Genomic DNA, 20769 nt, shown 5'->3' with positions numbered 1-20769 from the left:
ACCTGACATTTAATTATTTTTTAAACTGTTTAAGCGAAGCGTAACAGCGTTCTTATGAGCCTGTAAACCTTCTGCTTCCGCCATTAATTCGATGGCATTGCCAATTTTGCGCATCCCCTCTTCTGATATTTTTTGAAAAGTCATACTTTTCATAAAACTGTCCAGATTCACTCCGCTGTACTGCTTGGCATAGCCGTTGGTGGGCAAGGTGTGATTGGTGCCCGAGGCATAATCGCCAGCACTTTCCGGAGTATAGTTTCCAATGAACACCGACCCTGCATTTTGAATATTTTTCAAATAGAAACCCTCATTCTCTACACAAACTATAAAATGCTCAGGGCCATATTCGTTAATCAAATCTAGGGCCGTTTCGTCATTCTCCACCACTATTAATTTGCTGTTGGCGATAGATTTTTGTGCGATTTCTTTTCGAGGTAAAACGCTAAGCTGCTCTTCTAGTTCCTTTTCAACAGAAGTAATCAATTTTTCTGAGGTGGAAACTAAAATAACCTGACTGTCCGTGCCGTGCTCTGCCTGACTCAATAAATCCGACGCCATAAAAGCGGGATTTGCCGTATCATCGGCCAGAACCAAAAGTTCACTGGGACCAGCAGGCATATCGATGGCCACATTGTGCTTGGTAGCCAATTGCTTAGCAACGGTTACGTATTGATTGCCCGGTCCAAAGATTTTATACACTTGCGGAATAGATTCCGTGCCAAACGTCATGGCAGCTATGGCCTGAATCCCCCCGACCTTAAAAATCTGCGTCACTCCACACAGGTTGGCAGCGTAGAGAATAGTAGGATTCACTTCCCCATCCATATTCGGAGGGGTACACAGGACAATTTCCTGACACCCAGCAATCTTTGCTGGTACAGCCAGCATCAAAATTGTGGAAAATAAGGGGGCGGTACCCCCTGGGATATAAAGTCCCACTTTTTGAATGGGCCTTTTTTCCTGCCAACATTGTACGCCTGGCATCGTCTCCACTTCAATTCTAGCTGTTTTTTGGGCTGCATGAAAGGATTCAATGTTGGTTTTGGCCAATAAAATCGCCTGCTTTAATTCTTCTGAAACTGAATCAGAGGCTCTGTTGATTTCTTCATCGCTTACCAAAAATGAACTCAGCTTGGCTTTATCAAATTGCTCTGTATATTTTTGAACCACAGCATCCCCGCCTTTTTTAACTTCTTTAAAAATGGTGTTTACGGTCTGCTCAATATCCGCTACTGTTTGGGTAGGACGTTGAAGCAATTGTTCCCAACTGTTTTTATCTGGATTAACTATTTTATTCATCCCGCAATCGTTTGATCATGTGATAGCCCAATGGTTCATACCCATGGCTTTCCCAGAATTTCTTTCCTCTTGTATTTTTGGCATAGCAGTTGACCTCCACCGTTGCACATCCTATTTCACGGGCATATTCGGCCAAAAAATCCATCATCAATTTTCCAATGCCCTTGCCCTGGTATTTAGGGTCTATGATCACATTGTCCGCTTCTACATGTTTTCCGGCATAGAGCTTGTTCAATGCCCAGACCCCACAGATTCCGATGAGCTGCCCTTCATCGTACACACCAATGCATTTGTATCCCATGGGAATCATTTCGGTTAATCGGTTTTCCAAAGTTTCCATTGAAAATTTTCCCTCGTTCAGCGTGTAAGCCAAAGGCAGGATAGTTTTTAAATTTTCAGCGGGAATCCATGCTATGGTGAATTGCGTTTCCATGCACACTATTTTACATAACCATTTTTTCAATGGGACATACCAAAATTCCCTCAGCACCAGCCTCTTTCAAAGCATCAATGACCTCCCAAAACGTATCGCGTTTAATCACGGAGTGCACTGAACTCCAACCCTCTTCGGCCAAGGGCAACACGGTGGGGCTTCGCATTCCGGGAAGAAGGGAAATGATTTCATCCAATTTATCGTTCGGTGCATTCAAAAGCACATATTTGTTTTGTCTGGCTTGCAGAACCGACTTGATTCGGAACTGCATCTTTTTCAGGATTTCCTTTCGCTCCTCAGAAATTAAAGGAGATACCGCTAAAACGGCTTCACTTTTTAAAATGACTTCGACTTCCTTTAAATTATTTTTGAAAAGCGTACTTCCGCTGGAAACAATATCGCAGATACCATCCGCTAAACCAATGTTAGGAGCGATTTCCACCGAACCATTGATAATGTGCAAATCTGCCGTCACTCCTTTTGATTTTAGGTATTGCAGCACTGTATTGGGATAGGATGTGGCAATTTTTTTACCTTCAAAATCTTTTACTGAATTGTATTTTACGGTTTTTGGAATAGCCAAGGAAACCTTGCATTTTGAGAAATTCAATTTCTCTGCAATGGAAATATCCTGACCTTTTTCTATTAAAACATTTTCGCCTATGATGGCGATGTCCACCACTCCATCCCTGAGGTACTGGGGAATGTCCCCATTTCGCAAGTAAAAAACCTCCAATGGAAAGTTCATGGCCGTGGCCTTGAGTTGATCTTTGCCATTGTCGATACTAATGCCGCAATCTTTAAGGATTTGGAGCGAATCTTCGTTTAATCGCCCACTTTTTTGAACCGCAATCCGAATTTTTGTCATGCCTTTTTTAAAAATTTAGTCCAGAAACCAAAACGGACTTAAAAACAAAACCCGTTTGATTTCTCAAACGGGTTAGAATATATTTTGGGATACAACAATACATTTCTATCTCGCTTGAGAGCAAGTATAAAAATGGTGATGATGTACGTTTTTGTTTCTCATTTCAGCCCAAAAATAGGACATATTTTTTTATCAAAAAAGCCTTATTTAGTTATTTCCCAAAATTAAGGGTAATCCGTCTTGGCCAGAACCAACCACCACCACTTTGGCATTGGGTGATTCTGAAAGCTTTAAGGTGGCATCGATACCCTTGTCTTGAAGGATTTTATCCGTTAGGGAAGCACTAAGGATTCGGTTGGCGTCCGCCTTACCCTGCGCCTCAATACGTACTTTTTCGGCTTCTTTCTCGGCGGTGACCAATCGGAACTCGTACTCCAATGATTCTTGTTCCTGTCGCAATTTACGTTCAATGGCGTCCTTAATGGTTGGCGGCAAGGTTACATCCCTCACCAAAACTTCGTTCAACTGAATATATTGGTCATCCACAATTTTTTGGGTCTCCTCAAATATTTCCTGCTGAATGGCATCCCTTTTACTGGAGTACAGTTGCTCTGGAGTATAGCGTCCAACAACACTACGTGCGGCAGACCGAATGGCAGGGAGCAGAACCCGTTCAATATACTGCTCACTTTTTTCTTGATGCAACTTGCCAAGTTGGTCGTATTTGGGCTGAAACCACACTGAAGCCTCCAACTTAATATCCAATCCATTGGATGAGAGTACGTTCATTTTTTCCAATCGTTCTTGTTGGCGAACCTCATAAATGTAAACGCGGTTCCAAGGGGCCACTAAATGAAAACCTTCACCCAGCGGTGGTTCATCGGTTACCACACCCCCTCCGAAATATTTGTACAAAACGCCAGCTTCACCCGAACCTATGGTTACGGTAGACCTCGACATAAATATGATGAGTACAATAATACCCGCTATGGCAGGCAATGCAATTTTTGGTAATCTGTCCATATATATAGTTTATATTAATCCGTTATATTTTCTGATGAACCATTCCGCGGCAAGAGTAAGAACAATCAGTCCCAATAAAATACGGAAATCTATTAAAGATACAACATTTTGACGGCTCTTTTGAACTGGAAGATAGCGTTGCGAGGTTGATAGTTGATTCACAAGTTCGTCCAACTTATCAGGATAGTACAATTGTCCGTTTGTTTTCTCTGCCAAACGTTGTAATTTATTATGATTGGATGAGATAAGCTGTTTTTCTGGATTGAAATCCAAAATTTTAAAGGAACCGGAACGCTTCAGATTTTCCCCTGAAACGGTAACTGTAAATTGATACTCCCCTGCTTCCAAATCGCTCAGGTCCACTTCATAAAAGTTGCCTTTGAGCAACATCGGGGATTCCCGATTAAAATTGTTGTTTTTATTTTCGATGGCAATACTGATGTTGGCGCTTGGGTCAAACTGGTAGCTTTCATCAAAATAGGAAGCTCGTATTCGCGCCATGCTGGCATTATCGTAGACCAAGTCAAACTCCAGTTCCAATCGACTGCGTTGGTCGCTACTGCCCAGATAAACCATAAGGTTGCCCATGAGTTCATCAAAATTGCTGAAAGACTCGGTATTGCGATAGGTCTGTGCGCGCCACCTCCAAATATTTTCACCAAAAAGAGCTGCTTCCCGCTGTTTCCCTTGGCTCAATACAGCAAATAGGGGTTGGTTCAAATCTACACCTCTTATCTGTTGATACAGAAGCGTCTCTCCATTTTTCAACAGGTCGATGTTTCCTAAATTTCCTTGTAATGGAGGAAAATCATCCACATTAAAATTTCCAAGGCCAAAAATACCAAAGGCATTGTTGAGTATCGGCAGAATATCTTCAGACTGATTAACGTTCTCTTTCGCAAAACTCTGCTGGGTTCGATTTAAAAAGTTCCAATCCGTTTTAGAACCCGTGATGGTAAAAATGCTTTTTCCCGAATTGACAACATAATCATAAACCCCTCTGAAATTTCGTGTAGGCTGATACAAAATCAGGATATCGGCATCCTCCAAATCCGTTGTTGAAACATTTGGTTTAAGGATGCTCACGGAACGTTGTTGATTGGCCTCAATGGATTTTTTCAAAGCACCAATATCAGGGTGAAGGATATCTGAAACTATGACCACATTGGTTTTTTCATCAATGACCTCAATGGCAGTTTCCTTGCTGTTGTTGATGCGATTTTTCTCATTTTCCAAGGCCTCTACCTCAATTTTTAGGGTCTTTACCCCTACACTTTGTGCTTCAATCAGGGTATTGAGGGTTTGGCTATTTTTGGACGCGTCAAAATTTAAGCGTTGTTGATGTACTCGGGTTCCATCCAAGCGAATGGATACCGTCTTGGAAACAGTGCGCGAACCCCGATATAGAATGGTGGCCTCCACAGGAAACTGGTTTCGTAGAAAGGCGTAAGTGTTCGTATTGACCAAACCCACGGAAATATCTTCGTACGCTGTGGTGTCTCCAACCACTACTGGATTTACCGATAAATTCGTACCAAGGTTGATATATTCATAATCTCTTCCTAGGGTTTGATTTCCATCAGAAAACAAGACAACGGCGTTGGTTCCGTTTACAAAAATCTCATCAACGGTGGAGAGTGCGTTGGAAATATCTGTATTCTGTTGATTGAAATTGATTGAATCCGTGGCCTGTACATTTGAGCCAAAGGCATATTGATGTATGGAAAACCGCTCATTCAAATCTTCATTGGCGGCAAGCTGGTTTACCAATTCGGATATAGGAGATGCAGTTTGGGCATCTTCCATAGAGGATGAATCATCCACCAAAAGAATCAAATTGGCCTTTTCCAAATAATAATCCCGGTTGATGAATTTTGGGTTTATCAGCAATAATAACCCACAGAATAATGTAATGAACCGCAATGCGGCCAGCACAAATTTTAGTGTACCCTTTCGAGGATTTTTATAGAAATACTGATAAAAAACAACAGTAAGCGCGGTAATCGCTGCAAGAATAATAAGGAGTACCGTGCTGAAATCCATCCACTACTACGTTAACATACCACCGTCTACGTTAAGCACTTGTCCGGTAACATAATCCGATAGGTCTGAAGCCAAATACAAGCATGCATTGGCCACATCTTCAGGACTTCCACCCCTTTTCAATGGAATGGCATCTCGCCAACCCTGAACGGTTTTCTCATCCAATTTATCGGTCATCTCGGTTTCAATAAAGCCGGGTGCAATGGCGTTGCAACGAATGTTTCGTGAGCCCAATTCCAACGCTACGGATTTGGTAAAGCCAATCATTCCCGCTTTGGAAGCGGCATAGTTGGTCTGTCCCGCATTTCCTTTTACCCCAACCACACTACTCATGTTAATGATGGACCCTTTTCGTTGTTTCAGCATGGTACGCTGAACGGCTTTGGTCATATTAAAAACGGATTTCAGATTGATTTCGATAACGGTATCAAAATCCTCTTCTCCCATTCGCATCAACAAATTGTCTTTGGTGATTCCAGCGTTGTTGATCAACACATCGATTCTTCCGTCAAAATCTTCCAAAACTTGGGCCACCAACTTTTCAGCTTCCGCATAACTGGCCGCATTACTTTTGTAAGCTTTGGCAGTAACACCCATGGCGGTCAATTCTTTTTCCAATTCCAAAGCTGGTGCTTCACTGGAACTGAAGGTAAAAGCCACATTGGCGCCATGTTTCGCGAAAACTTCGGCAATTCCCTTGCCTATTCCCCTACTCGCTCCTGTTATGATTACGTTTTTGCCTTCCAAAAGTTTCATGATGATCGTGTTTGAATGGTTATTAACCAAATATAGTTGTTGTTTTATGTTTTTAAAGAAAAAAATCCCGCATAAAACGGGATTTAGAATAGTTTTAACGGTTGATCATCCAACCACTTCTTTTACTTTAACGCCAATTTCTGCGGGTGAATCCACTACGTGGATACCGCATTCGCGCATGATTCGTTTTTTAGCTTGGGCTGTGTCGTCGCTACCGCCAACAATGGCTCCAGCGTGACCCATGGTACGACCTGCGGGAGCAGTTTCACCAGCGATAAACCCAACGATGGGTTTTTTGCTGCCACTTTCCTTGTACCATTTTGCAGCATCAGCTTCCAATTGACCACCAATTTCCCCGATCATAACCACACATTCGGTTTCTGGGTCATTGATCAACAATTGCACGGCTTGTTTGGTAGTGGTTCCGATAATGGGATCACCACCAATTCCAATCGCCGTAGTGATGCCCAAGCCTTGGCGAACTACTTGGTCGGCCGCTTCGTAGGTCAATGTTCCTGACTTTGAAACAATACCGACATTTCCTTTTTTAAAGACAAATCCGGGCATGATACCTACTTTGGCTTCTTCAGGGGTGATTACACCAGGGCAGTTTGGACCTACCAACGTACATTGTTTTCCTTTAATGTAGTCGTTGGCTTTCACCATATCGGCAACAGGAATACCTTCGGTGATGGTAATGATCACCTTGATTCCAGCATCAGCAGCTTCCATAATGGCATCCGCAGCAAACGCGGGTGGCACAAAAATAATTGTGGTGTCAGCACCAACTTCTTGCACTGCTTCTGCAACGGTGTTGAAAACGGGTTTTCCCAAATGCTCTTGACCACCTTTACCGGGCGTTACTCCACCAACTACATTGGTTCCGTATTCTATCATTTGTTCGGCATGAAAAGTTCCTTCACTACCGGTAAAACCTTGTACAATTATTTTTGAATCTTTGTTTACTAAGACGCTCATATATTTAACTTAATTAGGTGCAAAAATAAGATTTGCGTGTGGTTTTGTCTATTGATTTTTAATTCTTTTTTAATTTTTCGAGGATTTCTGGAATCTTTTTTACATGTGCCATCTGCTTTAGTTTTTCCCTAGCCTCTTCAGCTGGGCTTCCAAAATATGTTGTGTGGCCTTCCAACGATTTGGCCACTCCAGATTGAGCGAGAATCACAGCTTTTGTTCCGATAGTGGCACCACTGGTAATCCCAACTTGCCCCCACATTGTAACCTCATCTTCAACAACCACACAGCCTGCAATTCCTACGTGGGAAGCAATCAAACATTTTTTGCCAATAACCGTATCGTGCCCAACTTGAATCTGATTATCCAATTTAGACCCTTCTTTAATGGTGGTATCACCCGTAACCCCACGGTCAATGGTACATGAGGCACCAATGTCCACATTATCCTCAATCACAACCCTTCCTCCGGAAAGGAGCTTGTCAAATCCTTCTGGTCTGTTTTTATAATAAAATGCATCGGCCCCAAGCACGGTGCCCGCATGGATGGTGACATGGTTCCCAATAATGCAATTATCATAAATGGTAACATTGGGATGAATCACACAATTTTCACCAATTTTCACGTGATTACCTATAAAAACGTTCGGTTGAATGATGGTTCCCTTTCCAATTTCAGCCGTGTCCGAAATGGACGCACTTGCTGTTTGAAAGGGTTTAAAATGTTGCGTCAACTTGTTGAAATCCCGAAAAGGATCATCGGAAATCAATAAAGCTTTTCCTTCCGGGCAGTCCACTTTTTTGTTGATAAGCACTACCGTAGCTTTGGATTGAAGGGCTTTATCGTAATACTTGGGATGATCCACAAATACAATATCACCTTCTTCCACCACGTGGATTTCATTCATGCCAAAAACAGGAAAAATAGCGTCACCTACGAACTCAGCTCCGATGATGTCTGAAATTTCTTTTAAGGTATGGGCTTTAGGGAATTTCATTCCGTACTATTCTTTAGCACGTTCCATGTATGCTCCTTTTTCCGTATCAATCTTGATTTTGTCTCCTTCATTGATAAACAAGGGAACATTAATACGGGCACCGGTCTCCACAGTGGCGGGTTTGGTAGCGTTTGTTGCTGTATTTCCTTTTACACCGGGCTCGGTATGGGTCACTTCCAAAATAACACTGGCGGGCATTTCAACAGAAAGGGGCATGTTGTCCTCTGCATTGAAGATGATGGTCACAACCTCTCCTTCCTTTAATAGGTCAGGGGCATCCAATGCATCTTTTTGCAAAGCAATTTGGTTGTAATCGTCCGTATTCATAAAATGAAAGGTTTCCCCTTCTGGGTATAAATATTGATAGGATCGCGTTTCTACGCGTACGTCATCAATCTTGTGACCCGCTGAAAACGTGTTGTCGATTACCTTGCCTGTGGTTACACTTTTTAATTTGGTACGGACAAAGGCCGGTCCTTTACCCGGTTTTACGTGAAGAAACTCCACAATTTTGAATATGTCGTGGTTGTATCGTATGCACAACCCTTTTCGAATATCAGACGTACTTGCCATAAATTTAATTTGAACTAAAATAACCTTTCATAATTCCTCGTTGCGAATCGCGGATAAACTGAAGTATCTCATCGCGTTCGGGGGTGGCTTCCATTTCAGCTTCTATGATAGATGCCGCTTGGGAATTATTATAATTTTGTTGATATAGTATTCTGTATATATTTTGAATCTCCCGGATTTTGTCGGCTTCAAAACCTCGCCTCCGCAATCCAATGGAATTGATTCCCACATAAGAAAGAGGCTCACGGGCAGCCTTTACAAACGGTGGAACATCTTTACGCACCAAGGAACCTCCTGTTACAAAAGCATGATTTCCGATGGAAACAAACTGATGCACGGCGACCATGCCTGCCAAAACCACGTTCTGACCAATGGTAACATGGCCAGCCAGAGTGGAGTTATTACTGAAAATACAACCATCCCCAACAATACAGTCGTGGGCCACGTGACAGTAGGCCATAATCAGACAGTTATTTCCGATTACAGTTTTCATTCGGTCTGAAGTACCTTTATTAATAGTAGCACACTCCCGAATGGTGGTGTTATCCCCAATTTGAACCGTGGTATCCTCACCTTGATACTTTAAATCTTGAGGCATGGCTGAAATAATGGCGCCGGGGAAAATGTTACAATTTTTTCCGATGCGTGCACCCTCCATGATGGTGACATTTGAGCCAATCCAGGTCCCTTCCCCGATAGTCACATTATTGTGAATGGTGGTAAAGGGCTCTATCACCACATTTTTGGCGATTTTGGCTCCGGGGTGTACATATGCTAAGGGTTGGTTCATTACGACTCGGTGTTTTTGGTTTTAACAATCTGCGCCATCAATTCCGCTTCTGAAACCAACCTACCATTAGCGTAAGCATAGGCTTGCATATGGCAAATTCCCCTTCGAATGGGTGAAATTAAATCGCATTTAAATATTAAGGTGTCCCCTGGTACTACTTGCTGTTTAAACTTTACGTTATCAATCTTCATAAAGAAGGTCAAGTAGTTTTCGGGGTCGGGAACGGTGCTCAATACCAGAATTCCGCCCGTCTGCGCCATGGCCTCAACTTGTAGTACTCCAGGCATAACCGGTGCTCCGGGGAAGTGCCCGACAAAGAAAGGTTCGTTCATGGTTACATTCTTTACACCGACCACATGGGTATCTGAAAGTTCCAAAATCTTATCCACCAATAAAAATGGGGAACGATGCGGCAACATATTCATGATTTGAGTGACATCCATCAAAGGTGTTTGATGCAAATCATAGGTAGGAACCTTGTTGCGCTTTTCTATTTTAATGATTTTGGAAAGTTTCTTGGCAAACTGAGTATTTACAAAGTGTCCCGGTTTGTTGGCGATGACCTTACCACGGATTCGAGTGCCGGCCAAAGCCAAGTCCCCTACCACATCCAATAATTTGTGGCGTGCCGCTTCATTGGGGTAATGAAGGGTAAGATTATCCAATATCCCATTGGGCTTAACGGAAAGCTTCTTTTTGTTGAAGGCCTTTTCCAATTTTTTCATAGTGGATTCCGAAATCTCTTTGTCCACATATACAATGGCATTGTTCAGGTCCCCTCCTTTGATCAACCCATGTTCCAAAAGCATTTCCAACTCATGAAGAAAACTAAAGGTGCGGGCATCGGCAATTTCCTTTTTGAAATCGGATATTTTTTCCAAAGTGGCATTCTGTGTGCCTAAAACTTTAGTGCCAAAATCCACCATGGTCGTAACCTGGTAATGATCAGATGGGATTACGGTGATTTCGCTGCCTGTGGTCTCATCTTTATAGGAGATGACATCCTTTACAATGTATTCTTCACGCTCTTGGTCCTGCTCCACTATCCCGGCTTCTTCCAAAGCCTTTACAAAAAACTTGGAGGAGCCATCCATGATTGGAGGTTCCGGAGAATCCAACTCTATCAGCACATTGTCAATATCCAGCCCCACCAAAGCGGCCAAAACATGTTCTGAAGTTTGGATTTTTACCCCATTCTTTTCCAAGTTGGTGCCCCGTTGGGTATTGACCACGTAGTTGGCATCGGCCTCAATAATGGGCTCGCCTTCCAAATCTACCCGTTTAAAAGCAAAACCGTGGTTTTCTTTCGCGGGAACGAAACTCATGGTAACATTCTCGCCGGTATGTAACCCTACCCCTTGTAAGGTTACTGTTTTTTCTATAGTACGTTGCTTGTTGCTAGTTTTGTTCACCTTCAACTTTTTTAGCTATGTTGGAGATTTGATTTACCAATTTTGGTAAATTTTTAAAGTGTACGTATGATTTATTGAAGTCGCCGTAATTTAATGCAGGTGACCCTTGAAGCACCTCATCGTCCTTAACGTTCCTTCCAATTCCTGATTGTGCTTGAATCTTTACCCGGTCACCTATGGTAATATGTCCTACAATACCCACTTGTCCGCCAATTAGGCAATTTTTACCAATCTTGGTAGATCCAGCGATTCCCGTCTGTGCCGCAATAGCAGTATGTTCGCCAATTTCAACATTGTGGGCAATCTGGATTTGATTATCCAGCTTAACCCCTCTTCTTAGTATTGTAGATCCCAAGGTGGCGCGATCAATTGTGGTCCCCGCTCCTACATCTACATTATCTTCTAAAATAACATTGCCAGTTTGTGGTACTTTGCTGTATTCACCATTGGCATTTGGGGTAAAACCAAAACCATCGGCTCCAATGATCACTCCGCTGTGAATGGTGCAGTTGTTACCAATGATGGATTCAGAATATATCTTGGCCCCAGCAAAAATCATTACATCGTTGCCAATGGTAACATTATCCCCTATATATACATTGGGATATACTTTTACATTTTTACCAATCTTTACATTGTCTCCCAAATAGGAAAAAGCTCCCAAATAAAACCCTTCCCCGTAGTTTGCATTTTCAGAAATAAATGTAGGACTTTCAATCCCTACCTTATTGTTCTTTACTTGGTTGTAATATTCCAATAATTTGGAAAATGATTTGTAGGCATCATCCACTTTAATCAATGTGGTTGATAAGGATTGTTCTGGAATAAAATCTTTATTTACAATGGTGATGGATGCCTTTGTGGAGTATATGTAAGAGGTGTACTTTGGATTGGCCAAGAAGGTCAATGAACCTTTTTCACCTTCCTCTATCTTGGATAATTTATGAACAGCGATTTGAGGATTTCCCTCAACTTCCCCCTCTAGGATTCCGGCAATTTGGGTGGCTGTAAATTTCATTTGTGCAAAAGTAACAAAATTTGTCAAACGGCTTCCTTGGGGTAGCAGCTATAATATTTGGTCACGGTGGTGGACAATGCTTTTAAACTGAGTTGGTCAGATTCTTTGAGCACATCGGTTATTTTTCCATTCTTTTTGAGAATGTTAATGGCCTGTTGTTCTTCACTATAAGCCTTGTTCGAAATTTCTCCCTGAAACACAAAATTGGAGGCATCTTCTGGTGAAAGGTCGTACTTTTGAATGATTTCCTGTAATTTTTTCTCCATTTTTTGCGGGTCGGCGGGTCGCTTTTTTATTTTGATGTGCAAGAGTTTTCTATTGAGCAACATCCGGCACATTTTAGAAAGCACAAAGTCTGTATGGAACTGCCATGATTTTATCGCCCCCAAAATATCCACGTCATCCAATTGGGAGAAAATTGAAAGGACTTCAGCATCAAAATCAATCTTGCCGTTCTGTTTGAGAAAAAACAGCAAAGGTTGACTTCCTTCCAGCTGATTTCCTTCAGATAAAATCTTGCGGGCCCGCTGCATGATCCTAACCAGCAATTGCTCCGCTACCAATCCCGTTTTGTGCAAATACACTTGCCAGTACATGAACCGCCGGGCCATCAAAAATTTCTCTACCGCATAAATACCTTTTTCTTCCACCACAAGATTGCCATCAACTACATTGAGCATGGAAATAAGCCGTTCAGAATTGATGTTGCCTTCAGTTACCCCGGTATAAAAACTATCCCGTTTTAAATAATCCATACGGTCCATATCCAGTTGACTGGATACCAATTGATTCATAAACGGTTTGGGATAATCTCCTTTAAAAATGGAAATGGTGGTGTCCAATTGTCCACCAAACTCAGTGTTGAGTTCTTCCATAAATTTTAGGGAAAGGGATTCATGGCTCAAATCTTTTACCACAAAGCCTTCAAGGGCATGAGAAAATGGGCCGTGGCCAATATCATGCAGCAAAATGGCACAAAGCAGCCCCGTCTCTTCCTCATCCGAAAAGAAAACGCCCTTCAATTTTAAGACTTGAATGGCCCTGTCCATTAAATGCATGCTCCCCAATGCGTGGTGAAAACGGGTATGATGGGCGCCCGGGTATACGAGATAAGACATTCCCATTTGGGAAATTCGGCGTAGCCGTTGAAAGTAAGAATGCCCTATCAGCTTAAAAATAAGTTCATTTGGAGTTCCAATAAAACCGTAAATTGGATCGTTAAAAAAGTTAAGCTTGTTGGTTTTTACCAAGGAAGTTTGTTTTTATGCCACAAAGATAACTACTATATGAACAAGATTACAATTCTTTGGGTTGATGATGAAATTGACCTCTTAAAACCGCACATTCTTTTTCTGGAGAACAAAAATTATAACGTAGTTACCAGCCAAAGTGGGCAAGATGCGTTGGAGGAGTTGCGGAATTCTTTTTTTGATATTGTTTTTTTGGATGAAAATATGCCTGGGATATCAGGTCTTGAAACCCTAAATGAGATAAAAAAATTCGACGCCTCCGTACCCGTGGTGATGATTACCAAGAGTGAGGAAGAATACATAATGGATGAGGCCATTGGATCTAAGATTGCCGATTACTTGATTAAACCAGTGAATCCCAATCAAATATTGTTGTCCCTGAAAAAGAGTTTGGATAACTCCAGATTGGTTTCAGAAAAGACCACCTCCAGCTATCAACAAGAGTTCCGAAAAATAGCCATGGACCTTTCCATGGTGAACAGTTGTCAAGAATGGTCCGAGCTCTATAAAAAGCTGATTTATTGGGAGCTTCAATTGGAGGAGATTGAGGATTCCGGTATGTTTGAGATTTTGGAATCGCAAAAAGTGGAGGCCAATTCGCAGTTTAGCAAGTTTGTGGACAAAAATTATAAAAATTGGTTCAAGGACGGCGATGCTCCCATTATGTCACACACTTTATTTAGGAATAAAGTACAACCCGAATTGGAGGGGAACAAAACCTTATTGGTAGTTATAGATAATCTGCGGTACGATCAATGGCTGGCTTTTGAAGAAACACTGTCCATACACTATAAAAAGAAACAAGAAAGTGCTTACTTCAGTATTCTTCCCACAGCCACGCAATATGCGCGGAATGCTATTTTTTCGGGGTTGATGCCCCTGGATATGGAAAAACAATACCCAGACTGGTGGAAGAATGATACCGATGATGGTGGTAAAAACTTATTCGAAGCTGATTTTTTGGGAGCTCAGTTAAAGCGATTGGGTTTAAACCTAAAATGGGAATACCACAAAATCAGCAACTTGAAGCAGGGAAAGCAACTTGCGCAAAACTTTAGATCGCAAAAGGATAATGATCTTACGGTGGTGGTCTACAATTTTGTGGATATGCTTTCCCACTCCAAAACGGAAATGGAAGTGGTAAAGGAGTTGGCTTCCAATGATAAGGCGTATCGTTCACTTACGTTGAGTTGGTTTAAGAACTCGCCGCTATTGGAAATCATTCAGCAAGCACAGAGTCTGGGAATGAAACTCATTTTGACCACGGACCATGGAACCATCAATGTAAAGCAGCCCTCCAAGGTTATCGGCGATCGGGAGACCAGTCTCAATCTTCGGTATAAAACCGGACGAAGTCTTACCTATGAAGACAAGGATGTGTTGGCGTCTAAAAATCCACAGGATATTCACCTGCCGAACATAAATTTGAGCAGCAGCTATATTTTTGCCAAAAACGATTTATTTTTTGCTTACCCCAATAATTTCAATCATTATGTGAGCTACTACAGAAATACGTATCAACATGGTGGTGTTTCTTTGGAAGAAATGATAGTTCCTTTCGTAGTTTTGGACGCAAAATAGTACAACCTTGAAAAAAATATTCCAATTAGATCAGCTTCAAGAAGTGGCCAAGACCCTTATTGAAGAAGCTCATGGCAAACAATTGTGCTTTTATGGAGAAATGGGAGCAGGCAAAACCACTTTGATCAAAGCATTGGTCAAAGAATTGGGTGCTGTAGATAGTGGAAGCAGTCCAACTTTTGGCCTTGTTAACGAATATCATAGTTCAGAAGGAAAATTATTGGCCTATCATTTTGATTTTTATCGGTTGGAAGATGAAACTGAAGCCCTGGATATGGGACTGGATGACTATCTAAACTCCAATGTTTGGATTTTTATGGAATGGCCAGAAAAAATTAAGTCCCTCTTACCTGAAGATGTTGTATCCGTTTTCTTGCAGTTTGTCGACGAAAAGACGCGTTCAGTCGAGTTAAATATTCGTTAAAGAGCTTTCCTGCTATCTTCATCTCATTGATTTGTAATATTGTGTTGAATCGATAAAATGTTGGTTTTAAACGTTAAAATGCAAATTTTGTCGACAAAACGTATTGCAAGTTGAAATATTTTCCTACATTTGTGATGTAGATGAATTCATTTATTAACCAAAAACTCTTTTACGATGAACACTAAAAAAGTTTTTTTTGGATTGCTTGCCGTTTCTTTTTTGGCAATGACTGCGGTTTCAACTGGTACTATCGACATTGATAAGGGCCAAACCGTTAGCGTTAAGAAAAAAGACATTCCAAAGCAATAGGAAGAAAAAAGTTATTCTTTTTAGGCCCCTTTTTATAAGGGGTTTTTTTATACAATAAAAGCTCGCATCTGTAGTTATACATGTATGCGCAGCAAGAAAAAAGTAAGAAAACGATTTATCATTGAGGGGCTTATTACTTTGCTAATAGCACTTTCACCCATAATGTTCTATTCCTATAAGTACATGCCCAATGATACTGAAACACTGAATTTTGTGTTGTTCACGGTAAAGGCAAATGAGTTCGCTGATGCCCGAACAGCCATGTGGTTCTACCTTATTAAACTTATTCCTTTAATGCTATTGATCATATGGTTCGTCACCAATAAACAGTGGTGGTACCATGCCATTTTGATTCCAATTTCCATGTTCAGTTTTCAATTGTACAGCCAAATCTTTGAACGTAGTGCCGAGGTTGATGAGAACGAGGTGTTTTACGTAATTGCAGTGACCATGGTTGTGGTGCCCATTGTGTACTTCATTAGGTTAAAGCTTGTTGACAAACACGTTCACGGTATTGATTTGGATGCCATGGACACCGAACTTCAAATTCTTAAGGAAAAAGAAGAGCTTCGAAAAGAGCGAGAGAAACTCGAAGAACGCCAGAAGACCCTTTCAAAAAAAGTGTAAATTTGTTTCCTTACCTTGATGTGGTATTGTGAACAGATTTACTGCGTATGAACCAACCCTCATCCCCGTTTAGCAAACAACAGCTATTACCCCAGGAAGAAACCTTAGAAGTCCTTAAGCAAAAGGGTGAACTTTTTATTGGTATTCCCAAGGAAAATCAATACCAAGAAAAAAGGGTATGCCTTACGCCAGATGCAGTGAATGCCATTACCGCACATGGACACCGGGTGTTGGTGGAATCTGGTGCCGGGGACGGTGCCAATTTTTCAGACCTTGACTACACCAATGCTGGAGCCCAAATAACCCGGGATGTAAAAAAGGTTTTCTCCTGCCCTATCATTCTTAAAGTGGAGCCGCCTTCCCTAACGGAGATTGATTTATTAAATCCGCAGACTATCATCATTTCTGCATTGCAGATAAAAACACAGCGGAAGGAATATTTTGAAATTATGGCCAAAAAAAGACTGACGGCCATCGCTTTTGAATATATCCGGGATGAGGACGGTAATTATCCGGCCGTGCGATCTTTAAGTGAGATTGCCGGGATTTCTTCCATACTAATCGCCTCCGAACTTATGGCCACTACCAGTAAAGGCAATGGACTTATGTTCGGGAATATCAGTGGCGTTCCTCCTGTGGAAGTGGTTATTATTGGTGCGGGAACCGTCGGAGAGTTTGCAGCACGTTCTGCACTTGGCCTTGGGGCCAATATTAAGGTTTTTGACAATTCCATCAGTAAATTGCGAAGTTTACAAACGAATCTCAATCGCACTATTTATACATCCACTATTCAGCCAAAAAATCTAATCAAAGCGTTAAAGCGATGCGATGTTGCCATCGGCGCTACGCGAGGGAAAGATCGTTCTCCAGTGGTAGTTTCCAGTTCCATGGTGGAAAATATGAAGAAAGGGGCCGTGATCATAGATGTGAGTATTGATATGGGCGGGTGTTTTGAAACCTCAGAGGTTACCAGCCATAACAAACCAACCATTGACAAATTTGGGGTTGTACACTATGGAGTGCCCAATATCCCTTCACGCTACCCCCGAACTTCTTCCATATCCATCAGTAACATTTTCACGCCCTATCTTTTAAAAATTGGTGAAGAAGGTGGTCTGGAACATTCCCTTCGCTTTGATAAAGGCTTGCGCAACGGGCTTTATATGTATCATGGCATTTTGACCAATAAATCCGTTGGCGACTGGTTTGGATTGAATTACAACGATATTAATTTCCTTATTTTTTAATTGAATGGCATTTTTACGGCGTTTGGGATGGTACTTGGTTGGATTGTCCATTGGAATTGTTTTTTTGGTGTTCTTTTTGAAGAAGAAATCTGGGGAAGAAGGGATTGAGTTCTGCTATTTCCCAAACTGCAGAGTCTTAAAAGATATGCGCTCCAAGCCATTGACCTTTGCTGAAGACTTCCCTGAAAAATATAGGGACACCCTTTTGATTCAATCTTTTTTAAGCGATGGTGATGTAGATTTTGGCAGAAGTGACACCGAATCCCAGCCTTGTAAAACATATTTCATCTCACTTCCTAACAACGGAAAGGAACTATTGTTAAGGGCACAAAACTGCGGAGACAAGATGGTTGCCGAAAATGTTGAGTCCAATTAAGAATCCAACTTCCTGCGCTTCCGCTCTTTCTGTATCAAAGCTAATTCCCGGGAAGTCTGCCCTGCAACCGAAGTGTTTTCCTCCGCCCTTCTAATCAAGTAGGGCATTACATCGCGAACAGGACCATAAGGCACATATTTAACAGCATTGTAGCCATGAGCTGCCAAATTATAAGTAATATGGTCACTCATGCCAAAAAGTTGCCCGAACCAAATATGGTCATCCGAAGGATCTAGGTTTCTTTCCTGCATGAGGCTTATCAATTTTAAAGAGCTTTCCTCATTATGGGTGCCAGCAAAAATGGCAATATGCTCTAAGTGTTCCATACTATAGGCCACCGCCGCATCGAAATTCGCATCGGTCTCCTTTTTGTTTTTGCAAATGGGACTCGTATATCCTTTCTCTTGAGCCCTTTCATTTTCCTTTTCCATATAGGCTCCACGGACTACTTTGGCTCCTATCTTAAAGTTTTCTTCGCTGGCAATTTTGTGGAGCTTTTTTAAATAGTTCATCCGGTCCCACCGATACATCTGAAATGTATTGTAGACAATGGCTTTTTCTTTGTTGTATTTTCGCATCATTTGCAACGCCAAATCATCAGCTGCATTCTGCATCCAGCTCTCTTCGGCATCAATTAATAGGGCAACCTCAAGGTCATGGGCCTTTTTGCACACCTTTTCATATCGATTAACAAGACGACCCCATTCTGCGGACTCACTTTCAGTTAATTCTACGCCGGCACTTACCTTTTCGTACAATTTAAAACGTCCAAAACCCGAAGGTTTGAACACCGCAAATGGAATGGCATCTTTCTCCTTTACAAAATCCAAGATTTCCAGGGTCTTTTCCAGTGCAGAATCAAATTGGTTGTCCACCTCCTTGCCCTCTGCAGAATAATCTAAAATGGAATAAACACCTTTGGTATACATGTTGTCTATTACCGAAAGACAGTCTTCTTCACTGACTCCCCCGCAAAAATGATCAAAGACCGTAGCTCTTATCAAACCTTCCACGGGAAGATGTGCCTTAATGGCAAAATTTGTCATGGCGGTTCCAATTTTCACCAAGGGTTCGTTGGCAATCATTTTAAACAAAAAATAGGCCCGCTCCAACTGAGAGTCGGTTTTTAGCTCAAAAGCTATTGCAGTATTCTCAAAATTTGGTTGCATTTTTAGAAATCCATTAAAGAACCAAATATAAGTACGTATTCCATATCCATATCTATAAAAATAGTCTTTATTTAGTGGTCTAATTTGAAGTATGGAGTCTATAATATCACAATCCTACGAAGTTCATTTTGGAGATTTGGCCAAAGCTGCTCTAAAACAGCATATTGCAAAAAGTGATTATTCCAAGGTGTTTGTTTTGGTGGATGAAAACACCAAAAAATATTGTCTTCCATTTTTTAAAATGGAAATACTGGATTACCCCGTCAACGCAGTTTTTGAGGTTGAATCTGGCGAGAATAACAAAAACATAGATACTTGTGTTAAAGTTTGGGAGCTGCTTTCCAATGAAGATGGGGACCGAAAGAGCCTTTTGATCAATTTAGGCGGCGGTGTACTCACAGATTTGGGTGGATTTGTGGCATCAACCTTCAAAAGGGGTATTGACTTCATTAACATCCCTACAACCTTGCTGTCCATCGTGGATGCTTCGGTTGGCGGTAAAACAGGGGTTGATTTAGGCGTATTGAAGAACCAGATTGGAGTAATCAACCAACCTGTAATGGTTTTAGTGTTCACTGAATTTTTAAAGACACTTGAACCCAGACAATTAGTAAGTGGTTATGCCGAAATGTTGAAACACGGGCTCATTTCGGATCAGGAATATTGGACCCAGCTGAAGGGGGGCGAAAAGTTTACCGATTCTGAACATATTCAAAAATCCATTGCCATTAAAAATAAGGTGGTTCTGGAAGATCCCACGGAAAAAGGATTACGAAAAATTTTGAATTTTGGTCACACTCTGGGTCATGCCATAGAATCCTACTGTTTGGACAATCCTGAGAAAAAAACTCTCCTCCATGGTGAAGCCATTGCCGTGGGAATGATTTTGGAAGGATATCTCTCACATGAGCTCAAAGGACTTTCCAAACTTTCACTGGAAGAAATAAAAACCACTTTCTTGCAGCACTTTGAGCGGGTTGATTTTACGGATGAAGACATAGAATCCATTCTTAAACTGCTCAAGTTTGATAAGAAAAACACTCATGGCGATATTAATTTTGTGCTGTTGCATTCTATTGGGGAAGCGGTTTCTGATGTAAAAGTTCCAGAGGAATTATTTGAAAAAGCATTTGCATACTACAAGGAATAACGGCTTCATATACTATTTTTTTACGTTTACAACTCTTTGAACACTGCCTATTTAAAAAGTAATAGTTTCAGGATAGGAATTTAAACCTAGCCATTATGAAACGTATTTTGATAGACTACAAGAAGCTGGACCACACTGTTGCAGCAGTTTTGATTGATTCTTACCCCTACGGGTACGGCGATGATGACATCATCACCCTTAAAAAACCTGACGGTGAAATCATAGAAGCTGTTGAAGTGAAAACAGAAGACACCATTTATCTGGTGAAAATCAGTAAGAGCCTTTCCAACTTCATTGCCAATTTTGAGGAAACCATTGAACGTGAATTGGACAAAGATCTAGAAAAGGAAACCGTTTTGGATGCGGATGAAACCTCTTACAACGAATCGGATTTTGAGGCAGACCCTGATTCTGATCCAGAAAACGAAAGCTTATACTAGAAAACTACG

22 protein-coding genes are annotated in these 20769 nt (G+C 41.4%); 8 read left to right on the top strand and 14 right to left on the bottom strand.

Going from position 1 to position 20769, the window contains the following annotated elements:
• Positions 1-9: 9 nt before the first annotated feature.
• From hisD to AB1A65_RS11190, 13 genes are all read right to left on the bottom strand, one after another.
• On the bottom strand, positions 10-1299 hold the full coding sequence (gene hisD, locus AB1A65_RS11250) for a histidinol dehydrogenase (protein WP_366589052.1): 1290 nt from the start codon (positions 1297-1299) through the stop codon (positions 10-12).
• Positions 1292-1732, bottom strand: a complete 441-nt coding sequence (locus AB1A65_RS11245) for a GNAT family N-acetyltransferase (protein ID WP_366589049.1) — start codon at positions 1730-1732, stop codon at positions 1292-1294. Before AB1A65_RS11245 ends, hisD begins: the two co-directional genes overlap by 8 nt.
• Positions 1733-1742: 10 nt before the next feature.
• Positions 1743-2600 (bottom strand): ATP phosphoribosyltransferase, encoded by an 858-nt coding sequence (gene hisG / locus AB1A65_RS11240; protein WP_366589047.1) that lies wholly within the window; start codon positions 2598-2600, stop codon positions 1743-1745.
• Positions 2601-2807: 207 nt separating this feature from the next.
• Positions 2808-3623 carry a prohibitin family protein gene (locus AB1A65_RS11235; protein WP_366589045.1) on the bottom strand — a complete coding sequence of 272 codons (816 nt, stop codon included), beginning with the start codon at positions 3621-3623 and terminating at the stop codon, positions 2808-2810.
• A gap of 9 nt (positions 3624-3632) precedes the next feature.
• Positions 3633-5666 (bottom strand): VWA domain-containing protein, encoded by a 2034-nt coding sequence (locus tag AB1A65_RS11230; RefSeq protein ID WP_366589043.1) that lies wholly within the window; start codon positions 5664-5666, stop codon positions 3633-3635.
• Positions 5667-5672: 6 nt separating this feature from the next.
• Positions 5673-6422 (bottom strand): 3-oxoacyl-[acyl-carrier-protein] reductase, encoded by a 750-nt coding sequence (gene fabG / locus AB1A65_RS11225; RefSeq protein WP_366589041.1) that lies wholly within the window; start codon positions 6420-6422, stop codon positions 5673-5675.
• 105 nt (positions 6423-6527) lie between these two features.
• On the bottom strand, positions 6528-7400 hold the full coding sequence (gene sucD, locus AB1A65_RS11220) for a succinate--CoA ligase subunit alpha (RefSeq protein WP_366589038.1): 873 nt from the start codon (positions 7398-7400) through the stop codon (positions 6528-6530).
• Positions 7401-7458: 58 nt separating this feature from the next.
• A complete protein-coding gene (locus tag AB1A65_RS11215; protein WP_366589036.1) occupies positions 7459-8394 on the bottom strand; it encodes a UDP-3-O-(3-hydroxymyristoyl)glucosamine N-acyltransferase in 936 nt (311 codons plus the stop codon).
• A gap of 6 nt (positions 8395-8400) precedes the next feature.
• The gene (efp, locus tag AB1A65_RS11210; RefSeq protein ID WP_366589034.1) at positions 8401-8967 is read right to left on the bottom strand and encodes an elongation factor P; all 567 of its coding nucleotides are present in this window, start codon (positions 8965-8967) and stop codon (positions 8401-8403) included.
• Between the two features lie 4 nt (positions 8968-8971).
• A complete protein-coding gene (gene lpxA / locus AB1A65_RS11205; protein ID WP_366589030.1) occupies positions 8972-9757 on the bottom strand; it encodes an acyl-ACP--UDP-N-acetylglucosamine O-acyltransferase in 786 nt (261 codons plus the stop codon).
• Complete coding sequence (locus tag AB1A65_RS11200; RefSeq protein WP_366589027.1) at positions 9757-11169, bottom strand: bifunctional UDP-3-O-[3-hydroxymyristoyl] N-acetylglucosamine deacetylase/3-hydroxyacyl-ACP dehydratase; 1413 nt, start codon at positions 11167-11169, stop codon at positions 9757-9759. The genes lpxA and AB1A65_RS11200 overlap by 1 nt, the downstream gene beginning before the upstream one ends.
• Entirely contained in the window at positions 11156-12187 is a 1032-nt protein-coding gene (lpxD, locus tag AB1A65_RS11195) for a UDP-3-O-(3-hydroxymyristoyl)glucosamine N-acyltransferase (RefSeq protein ID WP_366589025.1), read from the bottom strand. The genes AB1A65_RS11200 and lpxD overlap by 14 nt, the downstream gene beginning before the upstream one ends.
• A gap of 23 nt (positions 12188-12210) precedes the next feature.
• Positions 12211-13437, bottom strand: coding sequence for an HD domain-containing protein (locus AB1A65_RS11190; protein WP_366589023.1), 1227 nt, complete (start codon positions 13435-13437; stop codon positions 12211-12213).
• A gap of 36 nt (positions 13438-13473) precedes the next feature.
• On the opposite strand from AB1A65_RS11190, the gene AB1A65_RS11185 reads away from it, so the two are divergent.
• From AB1A65_RS11185 to AB1A65_RS11160, 6 genes are all read left to right on the top strand, one after another.
• Entirely contained in the window at positions 13474-15018 is a 1545-nt protein-coding gene (locus AB1A65_RS11185) for a PglZ domain-containing protein (protein WP_366589020.1), read from the top strand.
• A 7-nt stretch (positions 15019-15025) separates the two neighbouring features.
• The gene (gene tsaE, locus AB1A65_RS11180; protein WP_366589018.1) at positions 15026-15442 is read left to right on the top strand and encodes a tRNA (adenosine(37)-N6)-threonylcarbamoyltransferase complex ATPase subunit type 1 TsaE; all 417 of its coding nucleotides are present in this window, start codon (positions 15026-15028) and stop codon (positions 15440-15442) included.
• A 174-nt stretch (positions 15443-15616) separates the two neighbouring features.
• Positions 15617-15751 (top strand): hypothetical protein, encoded by a 135-nt coding sequence (locus AB1A65_RS11175; protein ID WP_366589016.1) that lies wholly within the window; start codon positions 15617-15619, stop codon positions 15749-15751.
• A gap of 84 nt (positions 15752-15835) precedes the next feature.
• Positions 15836-16378, top strand: a complete 543-nt coding sequence (locus AB1A65_RS11170; RefSeq protein ID WP_366589014.1) for a hypothetical protein — start codon at positions 15836-15838, stop codon at positions 16376-16378.
• 47 nt (positions 16379-16425) lie between these two features.
• Positions 16426-17625, top strand: a complete 1200-nt coding sequence (locus tag AB1A65_RS11165; protein WP_366589011.1) for an alanine dehydrogenase — start codon at positions 16426-16428, stop codon at positions 17623-17625.
• Positions 17626-17629: 4 nt separating this feature from the next.
• Entirely contained in the window at positions 17630-18001 is a 372-nt protein-coding gene (locus AB1A65_RS11160; protein WP_366589009.1) for a DUF4258 domain-containing protein, read from the top strand.
• Here the strand turns inward: AB1A65_RS11160 and AB1A65_RS11155 are convergent.
• Complete coding sequence (locus AB1A65_RS11155) at positions 17998-19170, bottom strand: proline dehydrogenase family protein (protein WP_366589006.1); 1173 nt, start codon at positions 19168-19170, stop codon at positions 17998-18000. The genes AB1A65_RS11160 and AB1A65_RS11155 overlap by 4 nt on opposite strands.
• A 91-nt stretch (positions 19171-19261) precedes the next feature.
• Between AB1A65_RS11155 and aroB the strand changes: the two genes are divergently transcribed.
• Positions 19262-20320, top strand: a complete 1059-nt coding sequence (gene aroB / locus AB1A65_RS11150) for a 3-dehydroquinate synthase (protein ID WP_366589003.1) — start codon at positions 19262-19264, stop codon at positions 20318-20320.
• A 95-nt stretch (positions 20321-20415) separates the two neighbouring features.
• On the top strand, positions 20416-20760 hold the full coding sequence (locus tag AB1A65_RS11145) for a hypothetical protein (protein ID WP_366589001.1): 345 nt from the start codon (positions 20416-20418) through the stop codon (positions 20758-20760).
• The last annotated feature ends 9 nt before the right edge of the window (positions 20761-20769 follow it).

Source organism: Allomuricauda sp. ANG21 (genome assembly GCF_040705235.1).
GTDB classification, from domain to species: domain Bacteria; phylum Bacteroidota; class Bacteroidia; order Flavobacteriales; family Flavobacteriaceae; genus Flagellimonas; species Flagellimonas marina.
This window is presented reverse-complemented; position numbering and strand designations above follow the sequence as displayed.